The sequence below is a fragment of the Mucilaginibacter sp. R-33 genome (assembly GCF_049949235.1).
Taxonomy (GTDB): Bacteria; Bacteroidota; Bacteroidia; order Sphingobacteriales; family Sphingobacteriaceae; genus Mucilaginibacter.
On record NZ_CP188089.1, the window covers coordinates 4,951,142 to 4,975,995 of the forward strand.

Consider the following 24,854-nt stretch of genomic DNA (forward strand, 5'->3'; position numbering starts at 1 on the left):
TTTCATCGTTTAATTACGATGCAAAATTATTTCTGCCTGATGGCCGATAATAGTATAAATCGGTCGTTTTTGTTTTTCGATAATTCTTTGGGCACAACGCCCGAAAACTTCTTCACTTCTTTGATAAAGTGGTTCTGGTCAAAAAAGTTCTCCTCCGGAAACAGCCGGCCGTCTGCAATATGCTCCAACGAGGCGCGGAAACGAAGAATATTGCAATAGGCTTTAAGTGAGATCCCGAATTGCTGATTAAAGTAGCGATTTATCTGCCGGCTGCTCCAAAACACTTTTTCGGAAAGCTCTTTAACCGTGATCCTCCCTTTCGTTACATAAATCAGTTCAAACAATTTTCGTTTACGTTCATCTATTTCTTCCGGAATAAGTGATCTGATCTTTTGCGTTGCTTTTTCTACAAAGCAGTCAAAATCCAACAGATCGTTTTCTGTAAATCCCCAATAACCATCTGGTAAGAATCTGCCACCGTTTACTATATCGGCAATGGCCTCTCCAAAAATATACTCAACGGCAAGCAATTTGAAGCTAACGCAGAATATTACGCTATTGGCCGAAACTTTGGCCTGTTCAAACTGGGTTAGCCCCCCAAGCTGTGCAATATTAAAAGGCTGTGTGGCAGACTTAAAAAGCAATATATCAATAAGTCCGTCCGGTAACCCCGTTGTATCTTTGTCGGCATCCGACAGGTTGCGTAAAAACCAAAAGCTATCAACAAAATCCGAAAGTGGTTTACCGGGCTTAACAATTCTGTATTCCAGGTTATTGCTCATAGCTTTTGTTAATTTACTGTATTACACTTCAAATTAGCTGGTTATCATTGATTTACAGGTGGTTTAATTATTAAGCAGCAGGTAAACTTAAATAAAAGGTGGTTCCTGTGCCCATAGTTGTTTCAAACCAAATTTTGCCGTTGGCATTTTCAATAGAGTTTTTGATGAATGCGAGGCCTAAACCCGTTCCGGAGCTTTTGGTGGTAAAGTTTGGCTCAAAGATCTTTTCACGCATCTCTTCCGGAATCCCGTTACCATTATCTTTGATGGTGAGCAGGATATTTTTGCTGGTTACCAGGTAATTAATATCTATGATGCACTTCCTGTCCTGGGGGGTGGCTTCAATAGCATTTTTCAACAGGTTATTAAAACAGCGCAACAGCTGGTCGCGGTCGGCATTGATAATGAACGAATTCTCTGGTTGCAGATAGGTGATCTGCACGTTATCCATCTGTTTAAAAATGGTAACCGCCTGGTTTAACATATCAAAAATATTTATCTGCTCAATGCGGGTATCCGGCATCTTGGCAAATGCCGAAAACTCCGACGCTATCGACGACAGGCTTTCGATCTGCTCCACAAATGATTTGCTGAAACGTTCAAACTTCTGATCAAACTTAGGATCTTTATCCTTCCATGATTTATCAAGCAGTTGTAAGCCCAGTTTTAGCGGCGTTAGCGGGTTTTTGATTTCATGCGCAACCTGCTTGGCCATTTCGCGCCAGGCGCTTTCACGTTCGGATTGTGCCAGCCGCTGGGCACTGTTTTCCAGGGCCGATATCATTTTGTTATACTCCTTAACCAATGCGCCGATTTCGTCATCGCGCGACCATTTGATATGTTCGTTCTTTTTACCGTAGATGGTTTTGCTGAGGCTTTGTTGTATAAAGTTTAACGGCGCGGTTATCTGCCTTGCTATGATGATGGCAAACAGGCCAATTGCTATAAAAACAATGGCGTAAACGTTTATCATTACATTAAGCAATGAGCTTATGCGCTCACGGTAATCGGCTTCATTACTAAAATAAGGCAGCTGGATATAGGCAACCGTTTTGTTTGATGCAGTAAGGGTTACCGGGGCATAGGCCGCTTTATAGTTCAGTTCACCAATTTTTTCGTCGTTTACAAACTCGGTTTTTTGCAGTTTGCTCAAAAAGATAAATGCGCGGGCGTTCATCCGTTTTGCCACGAGGCCGTTTTCATAAATTTTAGGCTGAGTGGTTAGCAGGGGAACCCCATTAGTATCAAACAAAGTAAGATCGGTTGCGTAAGTATTGGCCAGCTCATTAAAATGAACCTGGCTCTCCTCATTGATATGCTCAACGTACTGGGTAAAAAGACCGTTTTCAAATGCCGATGCTATACGGGTTATTTTATCCCTGATCATTTTTTCCTGCTGGGTATAGTACTGGTTACTGATGGATAAAAAAGTAATAAAACCAACAAGCACCAGGGTAACCACTACGGCCAGTATCATCGAGATCTGGATGCGGGTTTTATACAATACCTTATCAAAATTTATCCTGAAGTTTATCTTCAGCCCGTCTTCGGCTATGTTAAAGATCTTGATGCGGGCCCATGACCATTTTAAAGTGATGATAACCGCGCTGAATATTAGTATAACCACCAAAAAGAAGGTGAGTGAAGTAACCGCATAGTAAAGCGAGTTTTCCTCCCTGCTAACAACAATCAGGTTTCTTTCGCTGGGCCTGTATATCAGGTGATTGTATGTTGTAAAGCTTTCGTACCAGGCAGTACTGTGATTTTGAGTGGTTTTTTCGGTGTATTTTTTCAGCTCGCCTTTAAACTCCCTGTTATCAAGCGGGTAAACATAGGTGCCGCGCTGGCTCAGCAATTTGTTATCGCTATAAAAGGCGTATGAATAATCTTTAAAGTCATTTTCAGGGCTTATGTTGCCGTCAATCAATAACTCAGGGAAAGCGCCTGATAATTGCAGCGGTTTTGATTTAAGCTCTATTACAATAGTGCCCAATTGTTTATTACTGGTATTTACAGGCAGTATGGCAAAGTAATTCTGGTATCCGAATGATTCATTTTCGCGGTAAAAATAGTCGGATACCTTAAATGAGCTATATAGTACGAGGTCTTTAAACACACTCAGCGAGTAGTTTTTATCTGCCGATGTAGGCTCATCATTGGCATCAAATTCATGAACTTTAAACTCGTACTTTGACAGATAACCATCAAAATAAAGTTTTTGGAACCGGGTTTTAAGATAATCGCCGTTGTGCAGGCCGTTAGTAAAATAGCGAACTATGGCGGTATCCGTTATAATTTGATTTTCTATCCTTTTAAAAATATAATCGGCTGTGGCATCATCCGGGATCTCCAGTTTTTGTACCAGGGCTTTCCGGGTTTCGTGCTCTTTCAGGTCTTCAAAGTGATTAAGCTTAATGGCTGCTATCAGGGCACAAATAAACACGATACCTAAAAACGATGTGGCAAAAAGCTGCCCTTTGTAGTAAATAAAACAATAGCCCCTTATCAATACCAGCAGTGCCCACAATATGTAAAACAACGTAAATTCATGAAAATAGGTAAACACGGCGGTAGCCATGATAATTCCCGCCAAAAACAGGAATAACTGGTGCGTTCGGGGTACGTTAAGCTTCAGACATATGGTTAAAATGATTTCATTGAGCAGGTAAAATATCAAAAAGCTAAAGCACAGCATTAATACCCCCAATATGCTGAACCCCGTTAAGCTGAGTACATTGTTTACATCAAAATTGATTTTTGAATTGATAACCAGGCCATGAAACAAACGCAATAATGATGTTGACACCCCTATGAGGGTTAAAATAGCAATAACCACGATAACATAGCCGGCAGTTTTGTTTTGCACATTGATTAAAATCCTGCGGCGCTGCCTGTACACGTAGGCTACAAACCAAAAAATGACGAGGATATTGATACAAAAATCGCCCAGCGAAGGATAAACCGGGCTTGAGCCATAAAATGCCGGATTGAAAATGCTAAGCTTATAAGTAAAATCGGGCAGGTTATAATGCAGGTTAACAAACCTGAACAGCACAATATATAAAGCAAGGAATATGACAGATAATACCACATACCCTTTTGCTGCCACGTAATTGCAAATATTATGCATCAGTACACAAAGTGTAATGGCGGTGAGGATCCAAAATGAAAGTTCATAGTAAACAAAATCATTATTGGCGTCATTATTTTTAAGCTTTACCGAAAACAGGTAATCATTAACGCTGCTATGAACTTCATAAACGTTGAGATCTGTAAAATCGGCTATGTCAATGTTATCATCATCGAGCAGATCCCTGGCAAATTTGTTTTGAAGGTATTTGTTTTGGAACGCGTAATTGATTTTAACCGGAATAAAGAAGATAACGGAAAAGTTTCCCTCCGTTTTCCGGAACGTTTCATAATACCCATTGGGCTGCTTAATAAAGGAATAACCATCTTTAATGGTATTGGTACTATCGGGCAATACTTTTATGCCGCTCCAAAAGCTTAATTTATTATTGGTTAAGGTTATAAACCAAATGTTGTTTTTGGTAGTAAAATTTTCAATAGCATTAATAGCATCCTGCTCATTATTGCGCAGGTTCATCATCTTTTTAAAACGTTCGGTGCCGTTAAGCTGCTTATTTATTAACGCTTCTTTGTTACGGAGGTTTTCTTCCAGTATCCGGGCAGACTGCACAAGACTATTTACGGGCGTATATGTTTTTTGAACAATAACGGCCGTAAGCAGCAAACTAAGCCCTAAAAGGGCAAGCAATAGGCGTATTTTTCCGGAAGTAGTCAAGATGTTGCTATACTATGGATTTTTTGTTTAATACAAGCCTATAACAAAAATAAAAGCCACATGTTGTATGTGGCTTTTAAAAATTATTGCGGTAACGCGGCGCTTGCAGTTTCAACGGTTTTATCAACCTTTTTAACAAGGCCCTGCAGTACGTTGCCCGGCCCCACTTCGGTAAATGAGGTAGCGCCATCTTCAAGCATGTGCATTACTGTTTGTGTCCACCTAACGGCACCGGTAAGCTGGGCTATCAGGTTGTGTTTAATCAGTTCAGGATCGGTATATGGCTTGGCATCTATGTTTTGATAGATCGGGCAAACCGGGGCTTTGATCTCGGTAGCCACAATCGCGGCCTCCAGTTCAACCCTCGCGGCTTCCATTAACGGTGAATGGAAAGCTCCGCCTACTTTGAGCTTTAGCGCACGTTTTGCACCGGCTTCGGTCATTTTAATACAAGCCTCGTCAATACCGGCAATGGAGCCCGATATCACCAGCTGGCCAGGGCAGTTGTAATTTGCAGGCACAACAACCTCGCTTATGCGCTGGCAAATATCTTCTACCGTAAAATCATCCAGGCCTAAAATAGCGGCCATGGTTGATGGTTGTATTTCACAAGCTTTTTGCATAGCGTTGGCACGTGCTGCTACCAAACGCAAGCCATCTTCAAATGACAAAGCCCCTGCGGCTACCAGGGCCGAAAATTCACCCAGGGAGTGGCCCGCAACCATTTCGGGCTTAAAATCATCACCCAAAACTGTGGCCAAAATGGTTGAATGTAAGTAAATAGCAGGCTGGGTAACGCTGGTTTGCACCAGGTCATCGGCTGTGCCTTCAAACATTACATCAGTAATGCGGAAACCCAGGATTTCGTTGGCTTTTTCAAACAACTCACGTGCTTTTTCTGATTGATCGTACAGGTCTTTGCCCATACCCGGAAACTGGGCGCCCTGGCCCGGGAAAATATATGCTTTCATTTTAGAGATTAGAGGTTAGTTAATTAGAGATTGGTTGTTATTTGATTAAAGGCGGGAGTCGATCAAGCTTTTTAAAAACTAATCTCTGATCTCCAACCTCTAATCTCTCCCCAAAGGGCTTAACTCAACTTCGAACTTATCAAATTCAAAAACTCAGTCCTGGTTTTTTCTTTCAGGAACTCGCCGGTAAAGGCAGAGGTTGTGGTTACCGAGTTTTGCTTTTGCACGCCGCGCATGCTCATGCACAGGTGGCGGCATTCAATTACCACACCAACGCCTACAGGGTTCAGTGTTTGCTGAATACAATCGCGGATCTCGTTTGTTAAACGCTCCTGCACCTGCAAACGGCGGGCGAAAACATCAACCACACGTGGAATTTTGCTTAAACCAACCACATGCCCGTTAGGGATATAAGCCACGTGCGCCTTGCCAAAAAATGGCAGCATATGGTGCTCGCACATCGAATAAACCTCAATGTCCTTTACTACCACCATCTGGCTGTAATCTTCCCTGAATTTGGCCGAGTTCAGGATCTCTTCGGCATTAAGCTCGTAACCGTGGGTTAAATAAAGCATGGCTTTGGCAACGCGCTCGGGAGTTTTTAACAAACCCTCGCGTGCGGCATCTTCGCCTATTTGCTTTAATACGTTATGGTAGTTATCTTTCAAACTATCAATCCGGTCCTGGTTATAACGATCTATTTTAATGTATCCGCCGAAATCGTCGTCGTCGGTATCCTGGCTAAATTGTGAGTCGCTCATTTTATAAAATTAACCGCCAAAATACTCGGCAGAATTATTCTCAGTTTCATAAAGCTTAACCGAATGTAAAAACACCCCCTCATAAGCTTCAACAGGTCCTTTTAACTGGTTAAAGATCTCAATACAGAGCAACTCGGTCGATGCCATTTTACCCGCCATAAAATCAACATCCTTGTTGATGTTTTTATGGTCAAGTTTTTCAATAACATACTCGTTGATTATAATTTTAAGCTCTTTTAAATCGATAAGATAACCGGTGGCGTGCGTGACTTCGCCCTTTACAGTTACAAACAGGTTGTAATTGTGACCATGCCAGTTGGGGTTGGCGCATTTGCCAAACACCTCAAAGTTTTTTTCAGCGCTCCATTCCTCACGGTACATCCGGTGAGCGGCATTAAAATGTTCCTTGCGCGTTATATGTATCATCATAACAAAAGTGGGTGCAAATATACAAAACAAAAACAGGGTAGTTGTTTTATATTAGCCGTCAAAATAATGCAATATGCTTATACTCATTGTTGCAGCTACCAAATTTGAGATTGAACCCCTGGTAAACCAACTGGGAAATAAGGTTGATGTACTGATAACCGGTGCAGGCATGGTACCAACAGCCTTTGGCATGGCCCGGCAATTAAGCAACCATACCTATGATCTTGTGCTCAATTTGGGCATAGCAGGCAGTTTCGACCGCAATTTCAATTTAGGCGATGTAGTAGAGGTTACCGAAGATACCTTTGCCGAACTTGGAGCTCAGGATGATGAGGCTTTTATCTCTATAGACGCCCTCGGCTTTGGCGAAAGCATTTTTTTGCCTACAACATCGCTTGAGCAGGTTTATCCCAACTTTTTTCTGAAAAAAGCAAAGGCTATCACTGTTAATATGGTACATGGGCACGAACCATCCATTCAAAAAGTACAGCAACGGTTAAACCCGCAACTGGAAAGCATGGAAGGCGCGGCTTTTTTTTACGCCTGCCGGCAGATGAACATGCCATGCATGCAAATCAGGGCAGTGTCAAATTATGTGGAAAAACGTAACCGTGAGGCCTGGAACATTGGGCTGGCCATTAAAAATCTGAATACATTTGCCATCGACCTGGTGAGCCAGATCATTAACAGTTAATCTGCTACCCGTATGAAACTAACTCTCGGATTTTCGCCCTGCCCTAACGATACTTTTATTTTTGATGCCCTCATTCACCATAAAATTGACACCGAAGGCCTGGAGTTTGAAGTATTTTATGATGATGTGGAAACGCTTAACCAAAAAGCCTTTCGCGGCGAATTGGATATAACCAAGTTAAGCTACCACGCCTTTGCCTATGTAACCGACAAATATGTACTGCTTGACTCGGGCAGCGCGCTGGGCTTTGGGGTGGGACCATTGTTGATTTTTAGCCCGCCAATTACTCGTTTCTTTAAAGATGATGACGATAAAGAAGTTTTCAGAGGCGAATCGGGCACAAGCGAAAAAGTTGACTTAATACCTATCGTTTCGCGGTCAAAAATTGGCATTCCAGGTAAATATACTACAGCTAACTTCTTGTTGAGCCTTGCTTTTCCTGATGCAACCAACAAAACAGAGATTGTTTTTTCTGAAATAGAAAACTCGGTATTAAACGGAACAATTGATTTTGGATTGATCATCCATGAAAACAGGTTTACTTATAAGGAAAAAGGGCTTGCGAAATTAGTCGATCTTGGTAGCTACTGGGAAAAACGTACAGGCTGTGCAATTCCATTGGGTGGCATTGTAGCTAACCGCAATTTACCATTAGATGTTCAGCATAAAATTAACAGGGTGCTGCGTAAATCGGTGGAGTTTGCTTTTGCCAATCCAAAATCAGGCCTGGAGTTCATTAAACAACACGCCCAGGAAATGAGCGAAGAAGTGATGTATAAACACATTGAACTGTATGTAAACCAATACTCCGTTGAGTTGGGGGAAGAAGGGCGTAAAGCTATCAACCTGATGTTTGATACCGCTTTGGAGAAAGGGATTATACCGGAGGTGAAGGATGGGATATTTTTGACAAATTAAAAAACTGAAATTATTAAAACAACGTCATTGCGAGGTACGAAGCAATCGCGAACTATACAGAGCTGCCCAGCTTATCGGGGATTGCTTCGTACCTCGCAATGACGGCTCTTATATTATAACTCCTTTTTTAACAGCAAGTTGCCAATCAATACAACAAAGCATCATACGGATACCTTTCAGTATGTATAGCCTTCACTTCTTTATAAAGTAAGGCCCTAAACTCCTCCACATTTTCCTTTTTAGTTGCGGAGATAAATATGGCAGGAGCATTGTTTTTGGCCATCCAGCTTTGTTTAAAGTCTTCCAGTGTTAATGGTTCTTCCTGTTGCGGTAACTGGTGATCTTCGGGTTTAAAGGCATCTATTTTGTTAAATACAGTAATGATGCGTTTGTCGATAGCACCAATGTCTTTCAGAGTTTCGTTAACCGTGCGGATTTGATCTTCAAAATTAGGGTGTGAAATATCTACCACATGGATCAGGATATCCGCTTCGCGGGTTTCATCAAGCGTCGATTTAAAACACTCAACCAAATGGTGGGGCAGCTTACGGATAAAGCCTACCGTATCCGACATCAGGAAAGGCAGGTTTTCAATCACAACTTTCCTCACGGTGGTATCTAACGTAGCAAACAGCTTATTCTCCGCAAACACCTCCGATTTGGCAATCATGTTCATTATTGTTGATTTGCCTACGTTGGTATAACCAACCAATGCCGTACGCACCAGTTGATGGCGGTTTTTACGCTGGGTTTCGTTCTGTTTATCTATCTGCCTTAGCTTATCCTTTAGTAAGGAGATTTTATTCAGGATCAAACGACGGTCGGTTTCAATTTGCGACTCACCCGGGCCGCGCATACCAATACCTCCCTTCTGGCGCTCCAAGTGTGTCCAAAGGCGAGTAAGGCGGGGTAATAAATATTGCAATTGTGCTAACTCAACCTGGGTTTTGGCCTGCGCTGTTTGAGCACGGCTTGCAAAAATATCCAGGATCAGGTTATTGCGGTCCAGGATCTTTACCTGTAGTTCGTTCTCAATATTACGCAATTGTGAAGGCGAAAGGCCATCATCAAAAATAACTATATCAATTTCTTCTTCTTTAACGTAGGCTTTAATATCTTCCAGCTTACCTGAGCCAACAAAAGTTGCCCTGTCCGGGCGCTGCAGTTTTTGAGTAAAGTGGGTAACAGTCAATGCCCCAGCCGTGCTGGCCAAAAACTCTAACTCTTCCAGGTGTTCCTTCTCAATCTCGTCGGTTTCGTTAGGGGTTATTACACCAACAAGTACAGCTTTTTCCTGCTTCACAGCAGTATCATAAAATTTTTGCTTCATTAATTACAGTATGTCAATCCAAATGCCAATTGAATAAATGTACGTAAACGGGGCTGTGAAATAAAATTTTAATGTCAAAATAACATAAGCGGGAATAAATTCATGACAGAAGCTTTCATTATGAAAAATTAAATTAAAATGACTAAAAAAATTTGCTTTTAAATATTCCGGTAATTGTTATTTTTGATTTGATTAAACCTCATCACGATGAACAGGCTCTTACTGCTGCTTGGAGCAGCCCTATTTAGGTTACCGGCTAAAACCTCAAAAGCCGGAACACATCTCCATTTTTTTCATTTTATAACTTGACCATATCAGTACCCGAACGATTACGTATCATTCTGCGATCATCTGTTTGCTCTGAATTAAAATAATCCTGATAGGCAAATGCACCTCATGTAATGCTCTATTAGCCTGCACTCAAACCATTATAGTATAATTTAAACCCTTACAATTAATTTAAATGAATAAGTTATTAACCCTTATTGCAATAGGAGCCTTTGCAACTGCCGCAAAAGCACAAGCTCCTGCTATCCCTACCGCTCAGGCCTTTGGCAAGGTGGACAAAGCCGACCTTGAAATGAAAGCCTGCGATTTTGAAAAAGATGCCAACGCTGAAATTCTTTTTGATAAAGGCGAAGTGTACTTCGATACCCAATACAATATCATATTTGAAAGGCACAAGCGGATTAAAATATTTAACGATAATGGTAAAGATGAGGCCAATATCCGGTTATCTTATATCAGTGCCAATCATTCGGAATTTATAACAGGCTTACAGGCCGAAACTATTAACCTTGAAAATGGCGTGGCAACTCCAATTAAGGTCGACAAAAAGCAGATCTTCACACAAACAGTCGATAAAAGCCGCTCCGCAATTGTTTTTTCGTTCCCTAATGTAAAACCCGGTAGTATTATTGAATATAAATACAGGCATACCATTAATAACATTGTTGATTTTCCCGACTGGTATTTTCAGGACGAATTACCAACACGCTACAGCGAGCTTAATACCAATATTCCGGATATTCTAACTTACAAAAACCTGGTAAACCTTCATTACCCTTTGGTGGTGGATAAAACTTCGGGCAGTAATACCCACACCCAGGCAATGGCCAACATCCCTTCGGTAAAAGAGGAGCCATACATGGATGCCATTAACGATAATTCGGAAAGGATCCTTTTCCAGTTGCTAAGCGTTCGCGGAACTTTTATGCACAGCTTCTCCGACACATGGACAAAAGTTGGCGAAAATGTTGTTAAATGGGAAGATTTCGGCGAACAGCTTAACCGCAAACTCGCAGGCGAGGAAACAATTGTTGCTAAAGCAAAAACTTTCAAAACCGACGAAGAAAAAATAGCCTACATTTTTAACGAGGTTAAAAACACCATGAAATGGGACGAGTCATATGACAAAACCACCAACGATGGTACAGTTAAAGCATGGGAAAAGAAAACCGGCAACTCAACAGAGGTAAACCTTATCCTTTATCATTTACTTCAAAAAGCGGGCTTAAAGGTTTACCCTATGATGGTTAGTACCCGTAAACATGGCCGCATAAACCCGGCTTATCCAAACTCATACCAGTTTAACAGCACGGTGGCTTACATACCTGTTGATAGCGCAAAACACTACGTACTTGATGCCACCAGCAAATACAATCTTTATAACCAAATCCCTTATAACTACCTTAATTCATTTGGTTTTTTAATAAACAAAGCGGATAATATTTACGAAATGACGTTTTTACAAAATACTGATGCGGTAAGACAGGTAGTTTTGATTAACGCCGAAATTAAGCCTGATGGCAAAATGGCCGGAAGCGCCGATATCAGCAGCTTTGCCTATAACAGGATCAATGTTATAAGAGGTTATAAAACCGATGGTGAAAAAAAATATATTGAAAACCTGCGCGATAATAACAACAGCCTTAAAATATCGTCGCTAAAAATTGAAGATATTGACGTTGATACGCTACCTGTACGTCAAAACATCAATTTCAATCTCGACCTTGCAGGCTCAGATGATAATTATATCTACTTTAATTCAAACCTGTTTACCGATCTTAAAAAGAACCCGTTTTTAAGTGAAAACCGTACTACAGATATCAACTTCGGCTATCGTGACAACTATGCTATTACCGGCATTTTTAAGCTGCCTGCGGGTTATAAAGTTGATGCCTTACCTAAGAGCGTAAGTATGGCTACTCCTGATAACTCCATTGTGTTTAAACGCATGGTAGCCGAACAGGATGGGCAGATCATGGTACGTCTTAATATCGATCACAAAAAATCGATATACTTTAAAGAAGAATATGCTGATTTTCATGAGTTCTGTAAAAAAATGTACGAGATGATCAACGAGCAGATCGTGCTTAAAAAGTCATAATAAATAATATGTTCAGTAAATATTTTAACAGGCTGCTGCTAACTGCAGCAGCCCTGTTTGTTTTAGCGGCTAAAAGCTACGGACAGGATAAAACCATTCCTAAAGATCTTTATATAGCCTCAACTATTCCCGATTCATTGAAGGAGGATGCAAATTCTGTAGTGCGCTATAGCATGGAAGATGATAATTTTATAGGTCCCGGTAAAGCGGAAGAGCACTTCCATACTATTGTTACCATCTTAAATGAAAAAGGAAACGACGAGGCCGAGAAGGTTTTACAATACAACAGAAAGTACAGCCTGGTAAATTCATTTGAAATGCGTGTTTACGGTGCTGATGGTACCCTCATCAAAAAATATCACAAAAGTGATATGTATGATAGGTTAGCTGTTGACAATGAAACCATGGCAACTGATGACAGGCTGCTTGCTATAAGTCATACCATTGCCAGTTATCCTACAACTGTTGAGTTTATTTATGATTTAGATGTTAGGAGCCTGATGGACCTTGGAAGCTGGGCTTACCAGGATTATGAACAATCTGTTCAAAATGCCTATTATCACATCTCCATTAACAGCGATGCCGGCTTTAGGTACCTGAATAAGAATACCAGTATTAAGCCACAAAAAACCACCGCCGATAAAATTGACAGCTATTCGTGGAAGGTTGCCAACCTAAAAGCCTTTAAGCATGAAGAAGGGTCAAAGGGATGGCGGGTATTGCCAAGGGTCTATTTTGCCGCCAGCGATTTTGAGTTTTACGGCGTGCCCGGCAATATCAGCACCTGGCAAAACTATGGCAAATGGCAACAAAAATTGAATGCAGATGTATGTACACTTAGCCCGGAGCGGGTTGAGGAAATAAAGAAAATGACTGCCGATATAAAAACTGATAAAGAAAAAGTGAAGTTTTTATATGAATATATGCAACACAATGTACGTTATGTGAGCATACAATTAGGTATAGGCGGCTGGAAACCCTTCCCCGCAACATTTGTTGATCAAAAAAAATATGGTGACTGCAAGGCTTTATCTAATTATATGTCGGCCTTACTTAAAGCGGTAAATATACCTTCGTGCTATGCAATCATAAACGCGGGCGCAAACATGCAACCGGCAGACCCTTCATTCCCTTACGATCCTTTTAACCACATTATATTATGTGTACCGCTTAAAAGCGATACTACCTGGCTTGAATGCACAAGCCAGACCCAGGCTTTTGGAAAGTTAGGCTCATTTACCGAAAACAGGTATGCGTTATTAGTCACTGAAGATGGCGGCAAACTCGTAAAAACGCCTAAGAGTATAGATACTGATAACCAGTTTAACAGCGAAGTACATATCACACTTGATGCCGATGGCGGTGCCAAGGCAAACGTCAAAATCATCAGTACAGGCGATTACAGGGACGATTATCTTGGCTTAATGTATTTAAAAACAGATGAACAGAAATCGAAGGTGATAACTATGTTGAACATGAAACAGCCTTCCGTTTTTACTTTTAAACCGTCAACAGACAAAGATGGGGTAAAAGAAGTCGACATCGATCTGGAGTACGATAAGTTTTGTGATGTATCAGCAGGTGGCAAACAGTTTTATAAACCAAGAGTATTTGATTTATGGCAGTCAACATTCCCGGTAGAAGAAAAACGAAAAAGTGATTATTATTTTGAAGTACCCATGTTAAAAACATGCGTTACTACTATCGATCTGCCTGCTGGCTTTGAAATTGACGCCCTGCCAACCGATCAAAGCCTTAAATTTACTTACGGTACTTATGATGTTAAGTATGTTTATGACGCAACTAAAAACCAGGTGGTAAGCACTACCAAATTCAATTTAAAAAACCACGTGATCCCGGCTGCCAAATACAGCGAGATGCAGGTTTATATGGATGCTATAGCCAAAGCCCAAAATAAAAAGCTGGTGATACGCCGTAAAGCATAAATTTGTGCCTGATGATATTCAGGCTCGACGAACGTTTAATATTTCCAAAGCCCGATCTGGCCGAACCAGACGGGCTTTTGGCTGTTGGCGGTGATTTGAGTACCAAACGGTTATTGCTGGCCTATCAAAACGGCATTTTTCCCTGGTATAGTGATGATACGCCCATCCTGTGGTATTCGCCGCACGAGCGGTTTGTTTTATTTCCTGATGAGCTAAAAGTATCCAAATCCATGCGGCAGGTATTACGCTCAGGCAAACTGAACGTTACTGTTGATACCTGCTTTAACGATGTCATAACAGCCTGTTCAACCGCTCCGCGTGAAGGGCAGGATGGCACCTGGATTGTGCCCGATATGATAGCTGCATACAATCGCCTGCATTTGGAAGGCTATGCCCACTCTGTTGAGGTATGGCAGGATGACAAGCTGGTAGGCGGGCTGTACGGTGTACACGTAGGTGATGTTTTTTGTGGGGAGAGTATGTTTAGCCGCGTCAGCAACGCTTCAAAAACAGCGCTCATCTATCTGTGCAATACAGGGCTTTACAAGCTTATCGATTGTCAGGTACACACCGGTCATCTCGAATCGCTGGGAGCAAGGATGATAAGCCGGGAGCAATATATGGATGTATTGCTAAATAATTTAGTTTGATTAGTTACCTTTGGGCCCTATGCAGCAGGTGGTAAATTTAAAGGAAAGGATCATTTTAGGTATCGACCCCGGCACAGCCGTTATGGGTTACGGACTGCTAAAGGAAACCGGCCCTAAAATTGAGCTACTTGCTATGGGCGTAGTAAAAATGCCCGTTACAGACGATCATATGCTTAAGCTGCAGCGTATCTTCGAAAAAACCGTCGCCATTATAGATAACTATCACCCCGATTGCCTGGCTATTGAAGCTCCTTTTTACGGCAAAAATATACAGGTAATGCTTAAACTTGGCCGCGCCCAGGGCATGGCCATAGCCGCCGCATTATCGCGCAATGTAGAGATCACCGAATACGCTCCCCGTAAAATAAAACAATCCATAACCGGTAACGGGAACGCTACCAAAGAACAGGTAGCTGCCATGCTGCAAAGCCTGTTAAAGTTCAAGGAAACCCCCGATTTTCTGGATGCTACCGATGGTTTGGCTGTAGCTGTTTGCCATTCATTTCAACGGATCCCTACAGGTTCGGGTTCCGGAAACCCGGGCTCTAAAAAATCATATTCAGGTTGGGATACTTTTGTGAAGGATAATGCTAAGCGGGTTGTGAAGTGAGATGAATTTGAAGTAGGATAATAAAAGAAGCGTCATTGCGAGGTACGAAGCAATCCCAAACTATACAGGGCGGACCTGCTAATCGGGGATTGCTTCGTACCTCGCAATGACGCTGTTATGTTTTGAATATTTCGCCTTTACGGCTTCACCACACTTTTCACATACTTATCTACACGCCCGTCTTTAATCACCCCTTTCCAGTTTAAGCCAAAACCGAAATCATATTTATTGCCCTGCTCGTCAACATAGCATTTCATATCGTGCGGCACATCCTCAAACTGGGCTTCAACGGCTTTCATATCCACCGGCATTTGCAGCGGTAACAATGCAGATGGCTCTGCTTTACCTGTCATGACATCAAGTGACGCCTGGCCTTGCACGCCGAAATCAACAATGATGGCATTGGCATCCTTTTCAAATTCAGCAAATACCATTGGATTGCTCATATTAACAGATACAATAACCGGCTTCCCTTTCATTTTGGCATAAGTATCGGTAACCATAACCAAATCGGTAACATTAATAGCAGTGCTTGACTTACCGTTGTAAGTACGGTTTGTAAATTTCTCCAGCGGATCGCCGCCTGCTATACTGGTTGCGCGGGCATCGGCAGCAGTATAGGCACCGTATTGCAGGTTAACCGGTACATAACCTGTTCCGCCGTTTTTGGCATCGGCACTGTTATAACCGCCGCCGCTGTTGGGGCTGGCTATGAATACCAGGGCATAATCGGCTTCATCCGGATTATCTGTTACTTTAAAATATTTTTTAACAGTCTCCATATTTACAGGATATTCCAATTTTTCAGGTGTCTCCATTCCCAAAAAATTCCTGCCGGCAGGGGTGAATTTTTTAGGAACATATACCGTTTTGCCGCTTTGTAAAGGCAGAATATTAGCCTTATTTTTAAGCATCACTATCGATTTAAGCTGCGCCTGGTAACCGGCATCCATAAACTCAGGCTTGCCAACAACCTGTTTGGAAACTTCAGGTTCCAGATAAGGGTTTTCAAATAATCCCGTCCTGAAAATATTGCGCAATAACCTCACTGCCGATTGCTCAAACCTTGCCCGCATAAACGCTTCGCCATGTTCTTTTATGCCTATCTGGTATGCTTCAACAACCGGGGCAACCTCGTTATTGCCGCCAAACTGATCAACACCCGCCATCAGCACTTTGTAATGGCGCTGCGCTATAGAAAGCCCTTCAACACCCCATGACTTACCCGAAAGGAATGAATCAACGGTAGTTTCATCGCCGGTAACCAGCCAATCGGTACAAACTACACCATCATATTTGTACTTTTTGCGAAGCAAGTCGTTAATAATGTAGGAGTTATAGTTGTTGGCCACGTTTTCGTGGTTTTTGATATCCTGGTTATAGGAGATGGTGTAATAAGGCATTACGGCTGCGGCCATGCCGGTTTTACCTTGCAGCTTAAATGCGCCCTCGGTAAAAGGGATCAGATGCTGATTAAAATTATTCCCAGGATAAACGGCATACTTACCATAAGCATAATGCGCATCCCTGCCGCCCTCACCGGCACCACCACCGGGCCAGTGTTTAACCATAGCGTTTACACTGTTATATCCCCAGCCATTTTTAATTTCCTTTTCGGCAGCCGAAGTCTGGAAGCCATCAATATAAGCACGGGCCATATCGGCAGCTAACTGCGGATCTTCGCCAAAGGTACCGCTAACGCGAGCCCAGCGCGGATCTGTAGCAATATCTACCTGTGGCGAAAGCGCTGTCGAGATCCCCAATGCCCTGTATTCCTGTGCTGCAATGTGGCCGAAATTTTTTACCACTTCAGGATCAAAGGTTGCGGCCAATCCAAGCGAACCAGGCCACATGGAAATAGCGCCGCCTGCCCCTGCATTATATTCGGCGGTAGCTACGGTACCATGTCGTGGGTCGGAGCTATTATTATTCGGAATGCCCAAACCCAACCCTTCCACAAATGCCTGCGCATTGTTATTCCATTGGGCTGCTATTTCAGGGCTTTGTACCGAGGTTACCAGCACATGCCTTACATTATCCTTAGCTAAAAATTGCTTTTGTTGATCCGAAAGATCAGACGCTTTGGCACCGCTTTCAGCAAAAACTTTATTGTTATAAGTACCGGCGAATGGCCCGCCCGCTGCCGCCGGGATTGGTTGATGACGGCTGTACAACATCAACCCGGCAATTTGCTCAACACTCATTTTTGAGGCAAGGTCTTTGGCACGCTCATCAACCGGCAAGCGCCAGTCTTCATATTTATCAAGCTTCCCGTTCTTGTTCAGGTCTTTAAAAGCAAAGCCATCAACGGTTAATATTTTCACACCCGATGTGGTAGCGTAGCCCAGGTTTTGCCCACCTGTGTTAGTAACAAAAGCAATATCGCCTGCTTTTCTTTCTGTCCATTTGTTTTGTGCTATAACAGCGGTTGCCGGCAGCAGGGCCAGCAGGGTTATCAGTTTAATAGGTTTGGCCATGATCATTCATGATTCGGGTTAAAGAAAAAAGCCCCTGCAAAAAATATGCAGAGGCCGGGGTTGGTTTTACTTTAGTTTTAGTTCTTTTATGGTTTGTTCGGGCAGCAGCGCTTTGTTTACCTTTTCAACAGTGATATCTTTAGCAAGGCTGAAAGATGCCGTTTCTTCTATTTTGCGCGATGATGAGCCTATTTTCACTTTATAGCTTCCTTCATCAGCTATCCAGGCCTGCCTGTCGGTATAAAACGAAGCCAGATCTGCCGCTTTGATAGTAAACGTTAAGGTTTGAGATTGGCCCGGTGCCAGCAGCTTTGTTTTACCAAAAGCCTTCAGTTCATCTTCCGGTTTATCCAGGTCCTTTTTAGGAGCAGCGAGATATAGTTGCACCACCTCTTTACCGGCAACATCACCGGTATTTTTAACAGTAACCGAGGCAGTGATCATGTTTTTGAAAACCTTCGAACTCAATTTCAGATCGCTGAATTTAAAATTGGTGTATGACAAGCCATAGCCAAACTCATAGGCCGGGGTAACTTTAGCGGCATCGTAATAACGGTAGCCCACGTAAATACCTTCCTCATAGATAACCTGTGTTGGTTTACCTTCGGGCGTGCCGGGGAAATTATTAGCCGATGGCACATCTTTATAGTCGGCAGGGAAAGTAGTTGCCAGTTTGCCCGATGGGTTTACTTTACCGCTTAACACATCGGCAATGGCGTTACCGGCTTCCAGGCCTGGCTGCCAGGCTAATAAAATCCCGTCTACCTTATCGCGCCAGGTGGTAACATCAACAACACCACCTACGTTAAGCACAACAATTACCTTTTTACCTTTAGCATGAAACGCGCTGGCAACACCATTGATCAATCCTTTTTCGGCATCGTTTAAATAATAATCGCTTTCCAATTTTCGGTCAGCACCTTCGCCCGCGTTACGGCCAATAGTAATCAGCGCTTCATCGGCACCATTAGCTTCTTCGCCTACGATAGCGTTTACATCCATTTCGGGTATTGGGGCAGGATGGTCAAAAAAGTTTTTAGGTTTTGGCTGTTTGGCCTTCATATCAGTGAGGTACGCTTTGTAATTATTGGAAAGCGTTTCCTGTAACTTGAAGTTGGCATTCGCCAGGCCCTGCATTAACGAAATGGTATAGGCTTTGTTCACATCGCCGCTGCCGGTACCGCCTGCAATAATATCGTACGAGGTATTACCAAACACTGCAATCCTTTTACCGGCACCAAATGGCAGTGCATGGTCATCGTTCTTTAAAAGTACCATACCCTGGGCCGCAGCTTCACGGGCTACAGCAGCATGACCGGTCAGATCTGGCGCATCAGAGTATTTATATTTTTTGAATGTAGGTGATTGTATAATTACATTCAGGATACGCTCGACATTGGCATCAAGTTGTTGAGCGCTAAGCTTCCCGCTTTTTACAGCAGCCACTATGTCATCAGATTGGGTTGGGTTACCCGGCATCAACAGATCGTTGCCTGCTTTCATCTGTGCTACGGCATCTTTACCGCCAAACCAATCGGTCATAACAAAACCTTTAAAGCCCCACTCCTTTTTAAGGATTGTAGTGAGCAGGTCGCGCCTTTCGGATGTAAAAGTGCCGTTCAGTTTGTTATATGACGACATCACCGTCCATGGCTGCGCTTTTTTTACCGCAATCTCAAAACCACGCAAATACAACTCGCGCATGGCACGCTCGCTTACTATGGTGTTGATGGAGTTACGGTTGGTTTCCTGGTTGTTGGCAGCGTAATGTTTAATAGAAGTACCTACCCCGTTTGATTCGATACCGTTAACAATAGCAGCGGTCATACTGCCGGCCACTAAAGGATCTTCAGAATAATATTCAAAATTCCGGCCGCCCAGCGGGTTGCGGTGAATGTTGAGGCCCGGCGCCAGCAAAATATCCACACCGTATTCGCGCACTTCGTTACCAAAGGCAACGCCTACTTTATTTACCAGTTGGGTATCCCAGGTTGAGGCCAACAAGGTGGCAACCGGGAACGCCGTAGCATAATACGTTTTTGATTTATCGCCATTGCGGATAGGCTCGATCCTCAACCCTGCCGGACCATCAGATACCGTGATAGACGGGATGCCTAAACGTGGAACAGCATGCGTCCGGCCGGCAGCTCCGGGTACTTTTTCGGGGATATTATAAGCATCCGGATCAGAGGGTGGCAATTTAAAACCGCCTATATCAATTGCCTCAGGTTTTTTGCCCTTTACCGGCGGCGGTACGCCCGGCATCTTAAAACCCATTCCCACAATAAGCTTCGATTTTTCTTCGAGTGTCATGGCAGCAACAATCTGCTTTACGTTTGTTGCGCTTAATTGTGGGGCAGGGCTTTTGCTTTGGGCTTGTACTGCCTGGTGAATACCACCGGCAAATAAAACGCATGCTAAAGCAACGTGTAGTTTGTAGCTCGTTCTCATTTTTTAAAATTAAATAGGTTAAAGGGGCTAATTGGCGATAATAACAGCAAGGAAAATATACTCTTTGTGTCATTATTACACAATAGTAAAAATTAAGTTTTACAATAGCAAGTTTTATCGATGAATAGATGAAGAATACGGATGGAAAGGAGAAATTGGACGATAAAATGGGACAATGATAAATTTTAAACTACCTGTTATTCTGAAAGATAACGAAAAATATTTTCAAGATGCGGGGCTGCCATACAGGGTGAAGAAGATGCTTCGTTCCTACCCATGACATGTTAAAAAAGGCGTTCTTCGTCAGCAGGTAAGCTTTGGGCGAAAACGGGCGGAACAATGGTGGCCTTGAGCGAAGGAAAAGGGCATAGCAAGTTTTTGCGGAAGCGTTGGACATGTGTGTGCGAAGCGGGGCAAAATAATTGCAGCCCGTGGTTCTGACTGTTTTGCAGGGCAAGGCCGGCGCGACGGGTTGTGGAGTGGGTGAGCGCAAAGAAGCCTCCCTGCTGACTTGATTTATTCGTTAAGTATATGTTTTAATAGGTACTCATGAGCTCGTTTCACTCGGTTTTTGGGTACTTTTGTATCAAGACAAAAGTACCTGGCCCCGCGCGGCCAAAAGCGCGACGATGTAAGTTTATTATAACAACAGCTGTTACCTGCCTCCGTGCGATTGCTTCGTTCCTCGCAATGACATGTTGAAGATGCCATTTCACCTTTAGATCCCAATTTTCTCAGCCAGGACAGCAGAAGAGTAACGAGAGCCGGCCCTACGCCAATACCTCTTCCAATACATCTGCCGACTTAATATTACCAAAGCCTTCAATATGCATAGCGTAGTATTCAAGCAGTTTATTTACCAGGTAGCGGCGTTCATCATTACTTAGCTTAAGGTGGAGCATGTCTTCAAAACCGGTTTGCAGCACCAATGCAAAATTCCGGGTGTGCGGAGGTGAAAGGTATGAAATGCTTTCGGGCTTGTAACGGGTAAATTGCCCGTTTTTAATGTCGAAATAATCAGCCTCATCCTCCATATATCTGTCGGGGTAAAAGCCAAGATAACGGGTAAGCCGGGTTAAAAATATTAAATGAAAGTTGGCCACGCTTTCGGTTTGATGATCGAGCCATTCAATAGCACTGAAAATAAAGTCGAAAAGGTTCTCATCCGTCGATTGCTGCTTGATGGCTTTATATAGCACCTCGTTCAAAAATATGGCTATACAGCTCTTAATCACATCGTAAGGGATACTGAGCAATACCGGCGCATTCTTTAATTCGGAAATGCGCTGCAAGCTGCCTGTATTTTTGTGATAAACCACCAGATCTAACAAATGCAGGGGTTGCAGCATGTTCCTGCCTATCTTAGCCTTGGGCTTTTTAGCACCATTAATGATGTACGATTGCAGACCAAATTTCTCGGTAAAGATCTGTACGATCACACTGCTTTCACCGTAATCGGTAGCCCTGAATATGATACCCCGGGTTTTATGCAGCATGCCTTATCAATAAAATGATCTTCGGTAAAAAAATAACTATCCCGGTTATCAGCGCGAACAATGCAGCCACAACAACAGCGCCGGCAGCTATATCTTTTACATGCCCCGCTTTTTCGTTATAAGTAGGCGAAACAAGGTCGGTCAGTGTTTCGAGCGAAGTATTGAGTAATTCGGTGATAAGCACTACTGCAATGCAGGCCGTAAGCCAAAGCCACTCGGCAGTTGAGATCTGAAAAAGTAAGCCCAGGATTACGGCGATCGTTCCGGCCACCAAATGAAACCTGAAGTTAGGCTGGGTTTTAGCAGCATACCCCAAACCCTTAAACGCAAAACCAAAACTGCGTACCAACCTTTTCATGTTCAAAAATACAAAGTTTAGGCACAAAAGCGGATAGCGCATTTACAGCGCTCCTGCCATAGGTATGGCACCAATAGCAAAGGACATAATACAAGTGTTCAATTTTTAAAAAAACCGGTGTTCAACTTTTTCTTTTACCAAAATACAAAATCTTGATTATCAACACCAATTTGTTCAAACGCCAAAAAACAACCAATCCAATAAAATACAACACACTGATTATCAAGACCAATATTTTATAAAACAACAACAAGTGTTCAGTCCTAAAAAAGTTGAACACTAAACGCTGCAAATAAATCAGCTGATGGCATATAACCCGTTACCCGTTAACTCATTGTCACATTATCACTATCATTAATAGGCAGATAACGCATTTTTCGTAGTTTTGCGCCTCTCTCTTACATATCACGTTAATAATGTTCTGGAAACATATAGCTTCTGCAATTCTTAAAAACAGGCTGATAATTTTTATTTGCGTTTTAGCGCTGAGTGCCTTTATGGGCTATGAAGCGTCGAAGGTAAAAATCACCTTCAATGGCGGTAAGGTGCTTCCGGTTACCGACTCTGCTTTTATCCGTTATGCCGAGTTCAAGAAGACCTTCGGGCAGGATGCCTCATCGATGGTTATTGGCATTAAATCACCCAACATTTTTGATAAAGATGTTTTTAACGACTGGTACCAGATTGGCGAACAGTTAAAGAAAATAAAAGGGATTAAAGCTGTGATCTCGGCGGCTAATATCTACAACCTGCAAAAGGACACCCTGCAGCATAAATTTGTATTGAAGCCTTTGGTTTCCGGTCCGCTGCAAACCGCCGCGGCTGTTGATAGTGTAAAACAACAACTTGCTTCCATGCCATTTTATAAGGGGCTGATTGTAAGTAACGATGGCCAGAGCACCCTGATGGCCATTACTTTTGATGATAAGATCATCAACACGCCGTTCCGCGTGCCCATCATTAAAAAGATCAACCAGCTTGGGCAGACATTTGAAAACAAGCATAATATCAAAGTACACTATTCGGGCCTACCGCTTATCCGTACCGTGGTTGGCGACCTGGTGGCCCATGAGTTTTCATTATTCCTGAGCCTTTCAGTGGCTATTACCGGCCTTATCCTGCTACTGTTTTTCCGATCTGTATTCCCGGTTATTTTCCCGGTACTGATCGTGATATTGGGTGTAATATTCAGTCTTGGCGTACTGCAAATGATGCATTATGAGATGACACTTTTAACCGGCATCATCCCGCCGCTTATTGTGGTTATCGGGATCCCCAACTGTGTATTTATCCTCAATAAGTATTTTCACGAGTACGGCATCAGCGGCAATAAAATGGCTGCTTTGGAGGTTGCCGTTGAGCGAGCAGGTATCACCACCTTTATAGCCAACGTTACTACGGCTATTGGCTTTGGTGTGTTATGCTTTACCAATAGCGAATTGCTTACCCAGTTTGGTTTAATAGCCTCAATTGGTATCATGGGCACTTTTGGGTTGAGCCTTATTTTAGTGCCTATTATCTTCAGCTTTCTGCCTGCACCAAAGGCAAGTCAAACCGGTATTAAAGACAGTAAACTAATGGATGGGCTATTGGCCACTTTAGATAAGCTGGTGCATACCAAACGTAAAACTATTTATTTAACCACAGCCCTATTGGTTGTCATCGCCATTGTTGGTATGATCAGGATCAATATCAATGGTTATGTGGTTGACGACCTGCCCCAAAGCAACAACACCCTGCACGATCTTAAATTTTTTGAATCGAATTTTAACGGGGTGCTTCCTTTAGAGGTTAGTATCGATACCAAACGCAAAAACGGCGTAATGAACTTAGCCACCATCCGCAAGGTGGAGAAACTGGAAAAACTGATTTCCTCCTACCCTGAATTTAGTCGCTCGGTATCATTGATCCAAGTGTTGAAATTCAGCACGCAGGCATTTTATGGTGGCAGCCCTGAGTATTACCGCCTGCCCGATGGGCTGGAGCAAAATTTTATCCTCAACTATGCCGGCAACTCAGGCAAAGGTACAAGCGGCCTGCTGAAAACTTATCTCGACAGCACCCACCGCGTTACCCGTGTCACCTTCGAAATGGTTGATGCCGGTTCAAAAAAAATGAATACCGTATTAGCTGAATTGCAGCCCAGGATCGATTCTATTTTCAACCCGAAGAAGTTCCATGTTGAGCTAACCGGCTCGAGCATCATATTTATAAAGGGCACCAACTACCTGTTGAAAAACCTATATGAAAGCCTGGCCTGGGCTATTGTACTTATTGCGGGCGTAATGTGGATCCTTTTCCGGGGTATAAAAATGATTGCCATATCGCTTGTGCCAAACCTTATTCCTCTTGTTATCACAGCGGGCATCATGGGCTTTTTCGGGATCCCGCTTAAACCATCAACCATATTGATTTTCAGTATTGCCATGGGTATCTCATCCGACCAGACCATTTATTTCATTACCCGTTACCGTCATGAATTACGTCACAGTAAAAAAAGTATCTCTAAAATAGTTTCAGACACTATCCGCGAAACCGGTGTCAGCATGATCTTCATTGCTACTGTGCTGTTTTTTGGGTTCGGTATTTTCGCGATATCAAAATTTGGGGGCACCGTTGCTTTGGGCGTATTGCTATCCATTACCCTGCTGGTGGCTATGATCAGCAACCTTACTTTGCTGCCTGCGTTTTTACTCTCGCTTGAAGGCGGTGTTGACCGCGACAAGATCAAAGGACCGGATATTGAGGAAGCTTAAAACAATCGCATATCTATGGCAGGCATTTAGG

The 24,854-nt window shown here is 42.9% G+C and carries 17 protein-coding genes; 7 read left to right on the forward strand and 10 right to left on the reverse strand.

The window, feature by feature from the left end:
• Positions 1-26 precede the first annotated feature (26 nt).
• The 5 genes from ACP26M_RS20280 to ACP26M_RS20300 all read right to left on the reverse strand — a co-directional run bounded on the left by ACP26M_RS20280 (position 27) and on the right by ACP26M_RS20300 (position 6,745).
• Complete coding sequence (locus tag ACP26M_RS20280) at positions 27-782, reverse strand: DUF6597 domain-containing transcriptional factor (protein ID WP_426582749.1); 756 nt, start codon at positions 780-782, stop codon at positions 27-29.
• A gap of 70 nt (positions 783-852) precedes the next feature.
• A complete protein-coding gene (locus ACP26M_RS20285; protein WP_426582751.1) occupies positions 853-4,587 on the reverse strand; it encodes an ATP-binding protein in 3,735 nt (1,244 codons plus the stop codon).
• Between the two features lie 83 nt (positions 4,588-4,670).
• Positions 4,671-5,558: an ACP S-malonyltransferase gene (fabD, locus tag ACP26M_RS20290; protein ID WP_426582753.1), complete on the reverse strand. Its 888-nt coding sequence runs from the start codon at positions 5,556-5,558 to the stop codon at positions 4,671-4,673.
• Between the two features lie 119 nt (positions 5,559-5,677).
• Entirely contained in the window at positions 5,678-6,319 is a 642-nt protein-coding gene (folE, locus tag ACP26M_RS20295; protein ID WP_090534521.1) for a GTP cyclohydrolase I FolE, read from the reverse strand.
• Positions 6,320-6,328: 9 nt separating this feature from the next.
• Positions 6,329-6,745, reverse strand: a complete 417-nt coding sequence (locus ACP26M_RS20300; RefSeq protein WP_426589749.1) for a 6-pyruvoyl trahydropterin synthase family protein — start codon at positions 6,743-6,745, stop codon at positions 6,329-6,331.
• A 76-nt stretch (positions 6,746-6,821) separates the two neighbouring features.
• On the opposite strand from ACP26M_RS20300, the gene mqnB reads away from it, so the two are divergent.
• Together mqnB and ACP26M_RS20310 are read left to right on the forward strand one after the other, a co-directional pair.
• Positions 6,822-7,442 (forward strand): futalosine hydrolase, encoded by a 621-nt coding sequence (gene mqnB, locus ACP26M_RS20305; RefSeq protein ID WP_426582755.1) that lies wholly within the window; start codon positions 6,822-6,824, stop codon positions 7,440-7,442.
• Positions 7,443-7,454: 12 nt separating this feature from the next.
• Positions 7,455-8,360 carry a menaquinone biosynthesis family protein gene (locus ACP26M_RS20310; RefSeq protein ID WP_426582760.1) on the forward strand — a complete coding sequence of 302 codons (906 nt, stop codon included), beginning with the start codon at positions 7,455-7,457 and terminating at the stop codon, positions 8,358-8,360.
• Positions 8,361-8,505: 145 nt separating this feature from the next.
• On the opposite strand, the gene hflX is transcribed toward ACP26M_RS20310, so the two are convergent.
• On the reverse strand, positions 8,506-9,690 hold the full coding sequence (gene hflX / locus ACP26M_RS20315; RefSeq protein ID WP_426582762.1) for a GTPase HflX: 1,185 nt from the start codon (positions 9,688-9,690) through the stop codon (positions 8,506-8,508).
• A 463-nt stretch (positions 9,691-10,153) separates the two neighbouring features.
• Between hflX and ACP26M_RS20320 the strand changes: the two genes are divergently transcribed.
• Genes ACP26M_RS20320 through ruvC form a run of 4 tightly spaced genes read left to right on the forward strand, consistent with a single transcriptional unit; the run spans position 10,154 to position 15,285 of the window.
• Complete coding sequence (locus ACP26M_RS20320) at positions 10,154-12,079, forward strand: DUF3857 domain-containing protein (protein WP_426582764.1); 1,926 nt, start codon at positions 10,154-10,156, stop codon at positions 12,077-12,079.
• A gap of 8 nt (positions 12,080-12,087) precedes the next feature.
• Positions 12,088-14,025, forward strand: a complete 1,938-nt coding sequence (locus tag ACP26M_RS20325) for a DUF3857 domain-containing protein (protein ID WP_426582766.1) — start codon at positions 12,088-12,090, stop codon at positions 14,023-14,025.
• An 11-nt stretch (positions 14,026-14,036) separates the two neighbouring features.
• The gene (gene aat, locus ACP26M_RS20330) at positions 14,037-14,675 is read left to right on the forward strand and encodes a leucyl/phenylalanyl-tRNA--protein transferase (RefSeq protein WP_426582768.1); all 639 of its coding nucleotides are present in this window, start codon (positions 14,037-14,039) and stop codon (positions 14,673-14,675) included.
• Positions 14,676-14,694: 19 nt separating this feature from the next.
• Complete coding sequence (gene ruvC / locus ACP26M_RS20335) at positions 14,695-15,285, forward strand: crossover junction endodeoxyribonuclease RuvC (protein WP_426582770.1); 591 nt, start codon at positions 14,695-14,697, stop codon at positions 15,283-15,285.
• Between the two features lie 137 nt (positions 15,286-15,422).
• On the opposite strand, the gene ACP26M_RS20340 is transcribed toward ruvC, so the two are convergent.
• The 4 genes from ACP26M_RS20340 to ACP26M_RS20355 all read right to left on the reverse strand — a co-directional run bounded on the left by ACP26M_RS20340 (position 15,423) and on the right by ACP26M_RS20355 (position 22,067).
• Positions 15,423-17,762 (reverse strand): glycoside hydrolase family 3 N-terminal domain-containing protein, encoded by a 2,340-nt coding sequence (locus ACP26M_RS20340; RefSeq protein ID WP_426582772.1) that lies wholly within the window; start codon positions 17,760-17,762, stop codon positions 15,423-15,425.
• Positions 17,763-17,828: 66 nt separating this feature from the next.
• Complete coding sequence (locus ACP26M_RS20345; protein WP_426582774.1) at positions 17,829-20,213, reverse strand: glycoside hydrolase family 3 C-terminal domain-containing protein; 2,385 nt, start codon at positions 20,211-20,213, stop codon at positions 17,829-17,831.
• A 770-nt stretch (positions 20,214-20,983) separates the two neighbouring features.
• Entirely contained in the window at positions 20,984-21,709 is a 726-nt protein-coding gene (gene recO, locus ACP26M_RS20350; protein ID WP_426582776.1) for a DNA repair protein RecO, read from the reverse strand.
• The gene (locus ACP26M_RS20355; RefSeq protein WP_426582778.1) at positions 21,699-22,067 is read right to left on the reverse strand and encodes a diacylglycerol kinase family protein; all 369 of its coding nucleotides are present in this window, start codon (positions 22,065-22,067) and stop codon (positions 21,699-21,701) included. The genes recO and ACP26M_RS20355 overlap by 11 nt, the downstream gene beginning before the upstream one ends.
• Before the next feature lie 416 nt (positions 22,068-22,483).
• Here ACP26M_RS20355 and ACP26M_RS20360 point away from each other — a divergent pair, with 416 nt between their 5' ends.
• Positions 22,484-24,823, forward strand: coding sequence for an efflux RND transporter permease subunit (locus tag ACP26M_RS20360; RefSeq protein ID WP_426582780.1), 2,340 nt, complete (start codon positions 22,484-22,486; stop codon positions 24,821-24,823).
• Positions 24,824-24,854: the final 31 nt, after the last annotated feature.

Bases quoted from the DNA above. Each gene is read 5' to 3' on its own strand.
- fabD (WP_426582753.1), bottom strand. From the start codon at position 5,558: ATGAAAGCATATATTTTCCCGGGCCAGGGCGCCCAGTTTCCGGGTATG.
- recO (WP_426582776.1), bottom strand. From the start codon at position 21,709: ATGCTGCATAAAACCCGGGGTATCATATTCAGGGCTACCGATTACGGT.
- folE (WP_090534521.1), bottom strand. From the start codon at position 6,319: ATGAGCGACTCACAATTTAGCCAGGATACCGACGACGACGATTTCGGC.
- hflX (WP_426582762.1), bottom strand. From the start codon at position 9,690: ATGAAGCAAAAATTTTATGATACTGCTGTGAAGCAGGAAAAAGCTGTA.
- ACP26M_RS20300 (WP_426589749.1), bottom strand. From the start codon at position 6,745: ATGATACATATAACGCGCAAGGAACATTTTAATGCCGCTCACCGGATG.
- ACP26M_RS20340 (WP_426582772.1), bottom strand. From the start codon at position 17,762: ATGGCCAAACCTATTAAACTGATAACCCTGCTGGCCCTGCTGCCGGCA.
- ACP26M_RS20310 (WP_426582760.1), top strand. From the start codon at position 7,455: ATGAAACTAACTCTCGGATTTTCGCCCTGCCCTAACGATACTTTTATT.
- ruvC (WP_426582770.1), top strand. From the start codon at position 14,695: ATGCAGCAGGTGGTAAATTTAAAGGAAAGGATCATTTTAGGTATCGAC.
- ACP26M_RS20355 (WP_426582778.1), bottom strand. From the start codon at position 22,067: ATGAAAAGGTTGGTACGCAGTTTTGGTTTTGCGTTTAAGGGTTTGGGG.
- ACP26M_RS20345 (WP_426582774.1), bottom strand. From the start codon at position 20,213: ATGAGAACGAGCTACAAACTACACGTTGCTTTAGCATGCGTTTTATTT.
- ACP26M_RS20320 (WP_426582764.1), top strand. From the start codon at position 10,154: ATGAATAAGTTATTAACCCTTATTGCAATAGGAGCCTTTGCAACTGCC.
- mqnB (WP_426582755.1), top strand. From the start codon at position 6,822: ATGCTTATACTCATTGTTGCAGCTACCAAATTTGAGATTGAACCCCTG.
- ACP26M_RS20280 (WP_426582749.1), bottom strand. From the start codon at position 782: ATGAGCAATAACCTGGAATACAGAATTGTTAAGCCCGGTAAACCACTT.
- ACP26M_RS20325 (WP_426582766.1), top strand. From the start codon at position 12,088: ATGTTCAGTAAATATTTTAACAGGCTGCTGCTAACTGCAGCAGCCCTG.
- aat (WP_426582768.1), top strand. From the start codon at position 14,037: ATGATATTCAGGCTCGACGAACGTTTAATATTTCCAAAGCCCGATCTG.
- ACP26M_RS20360 (WP_426582780.1), top strand. From the start codon at position 22,484: ATGTTCTGGAAACATATAGCTTCTGCAATTCTTAAAAACAGGCTGATA.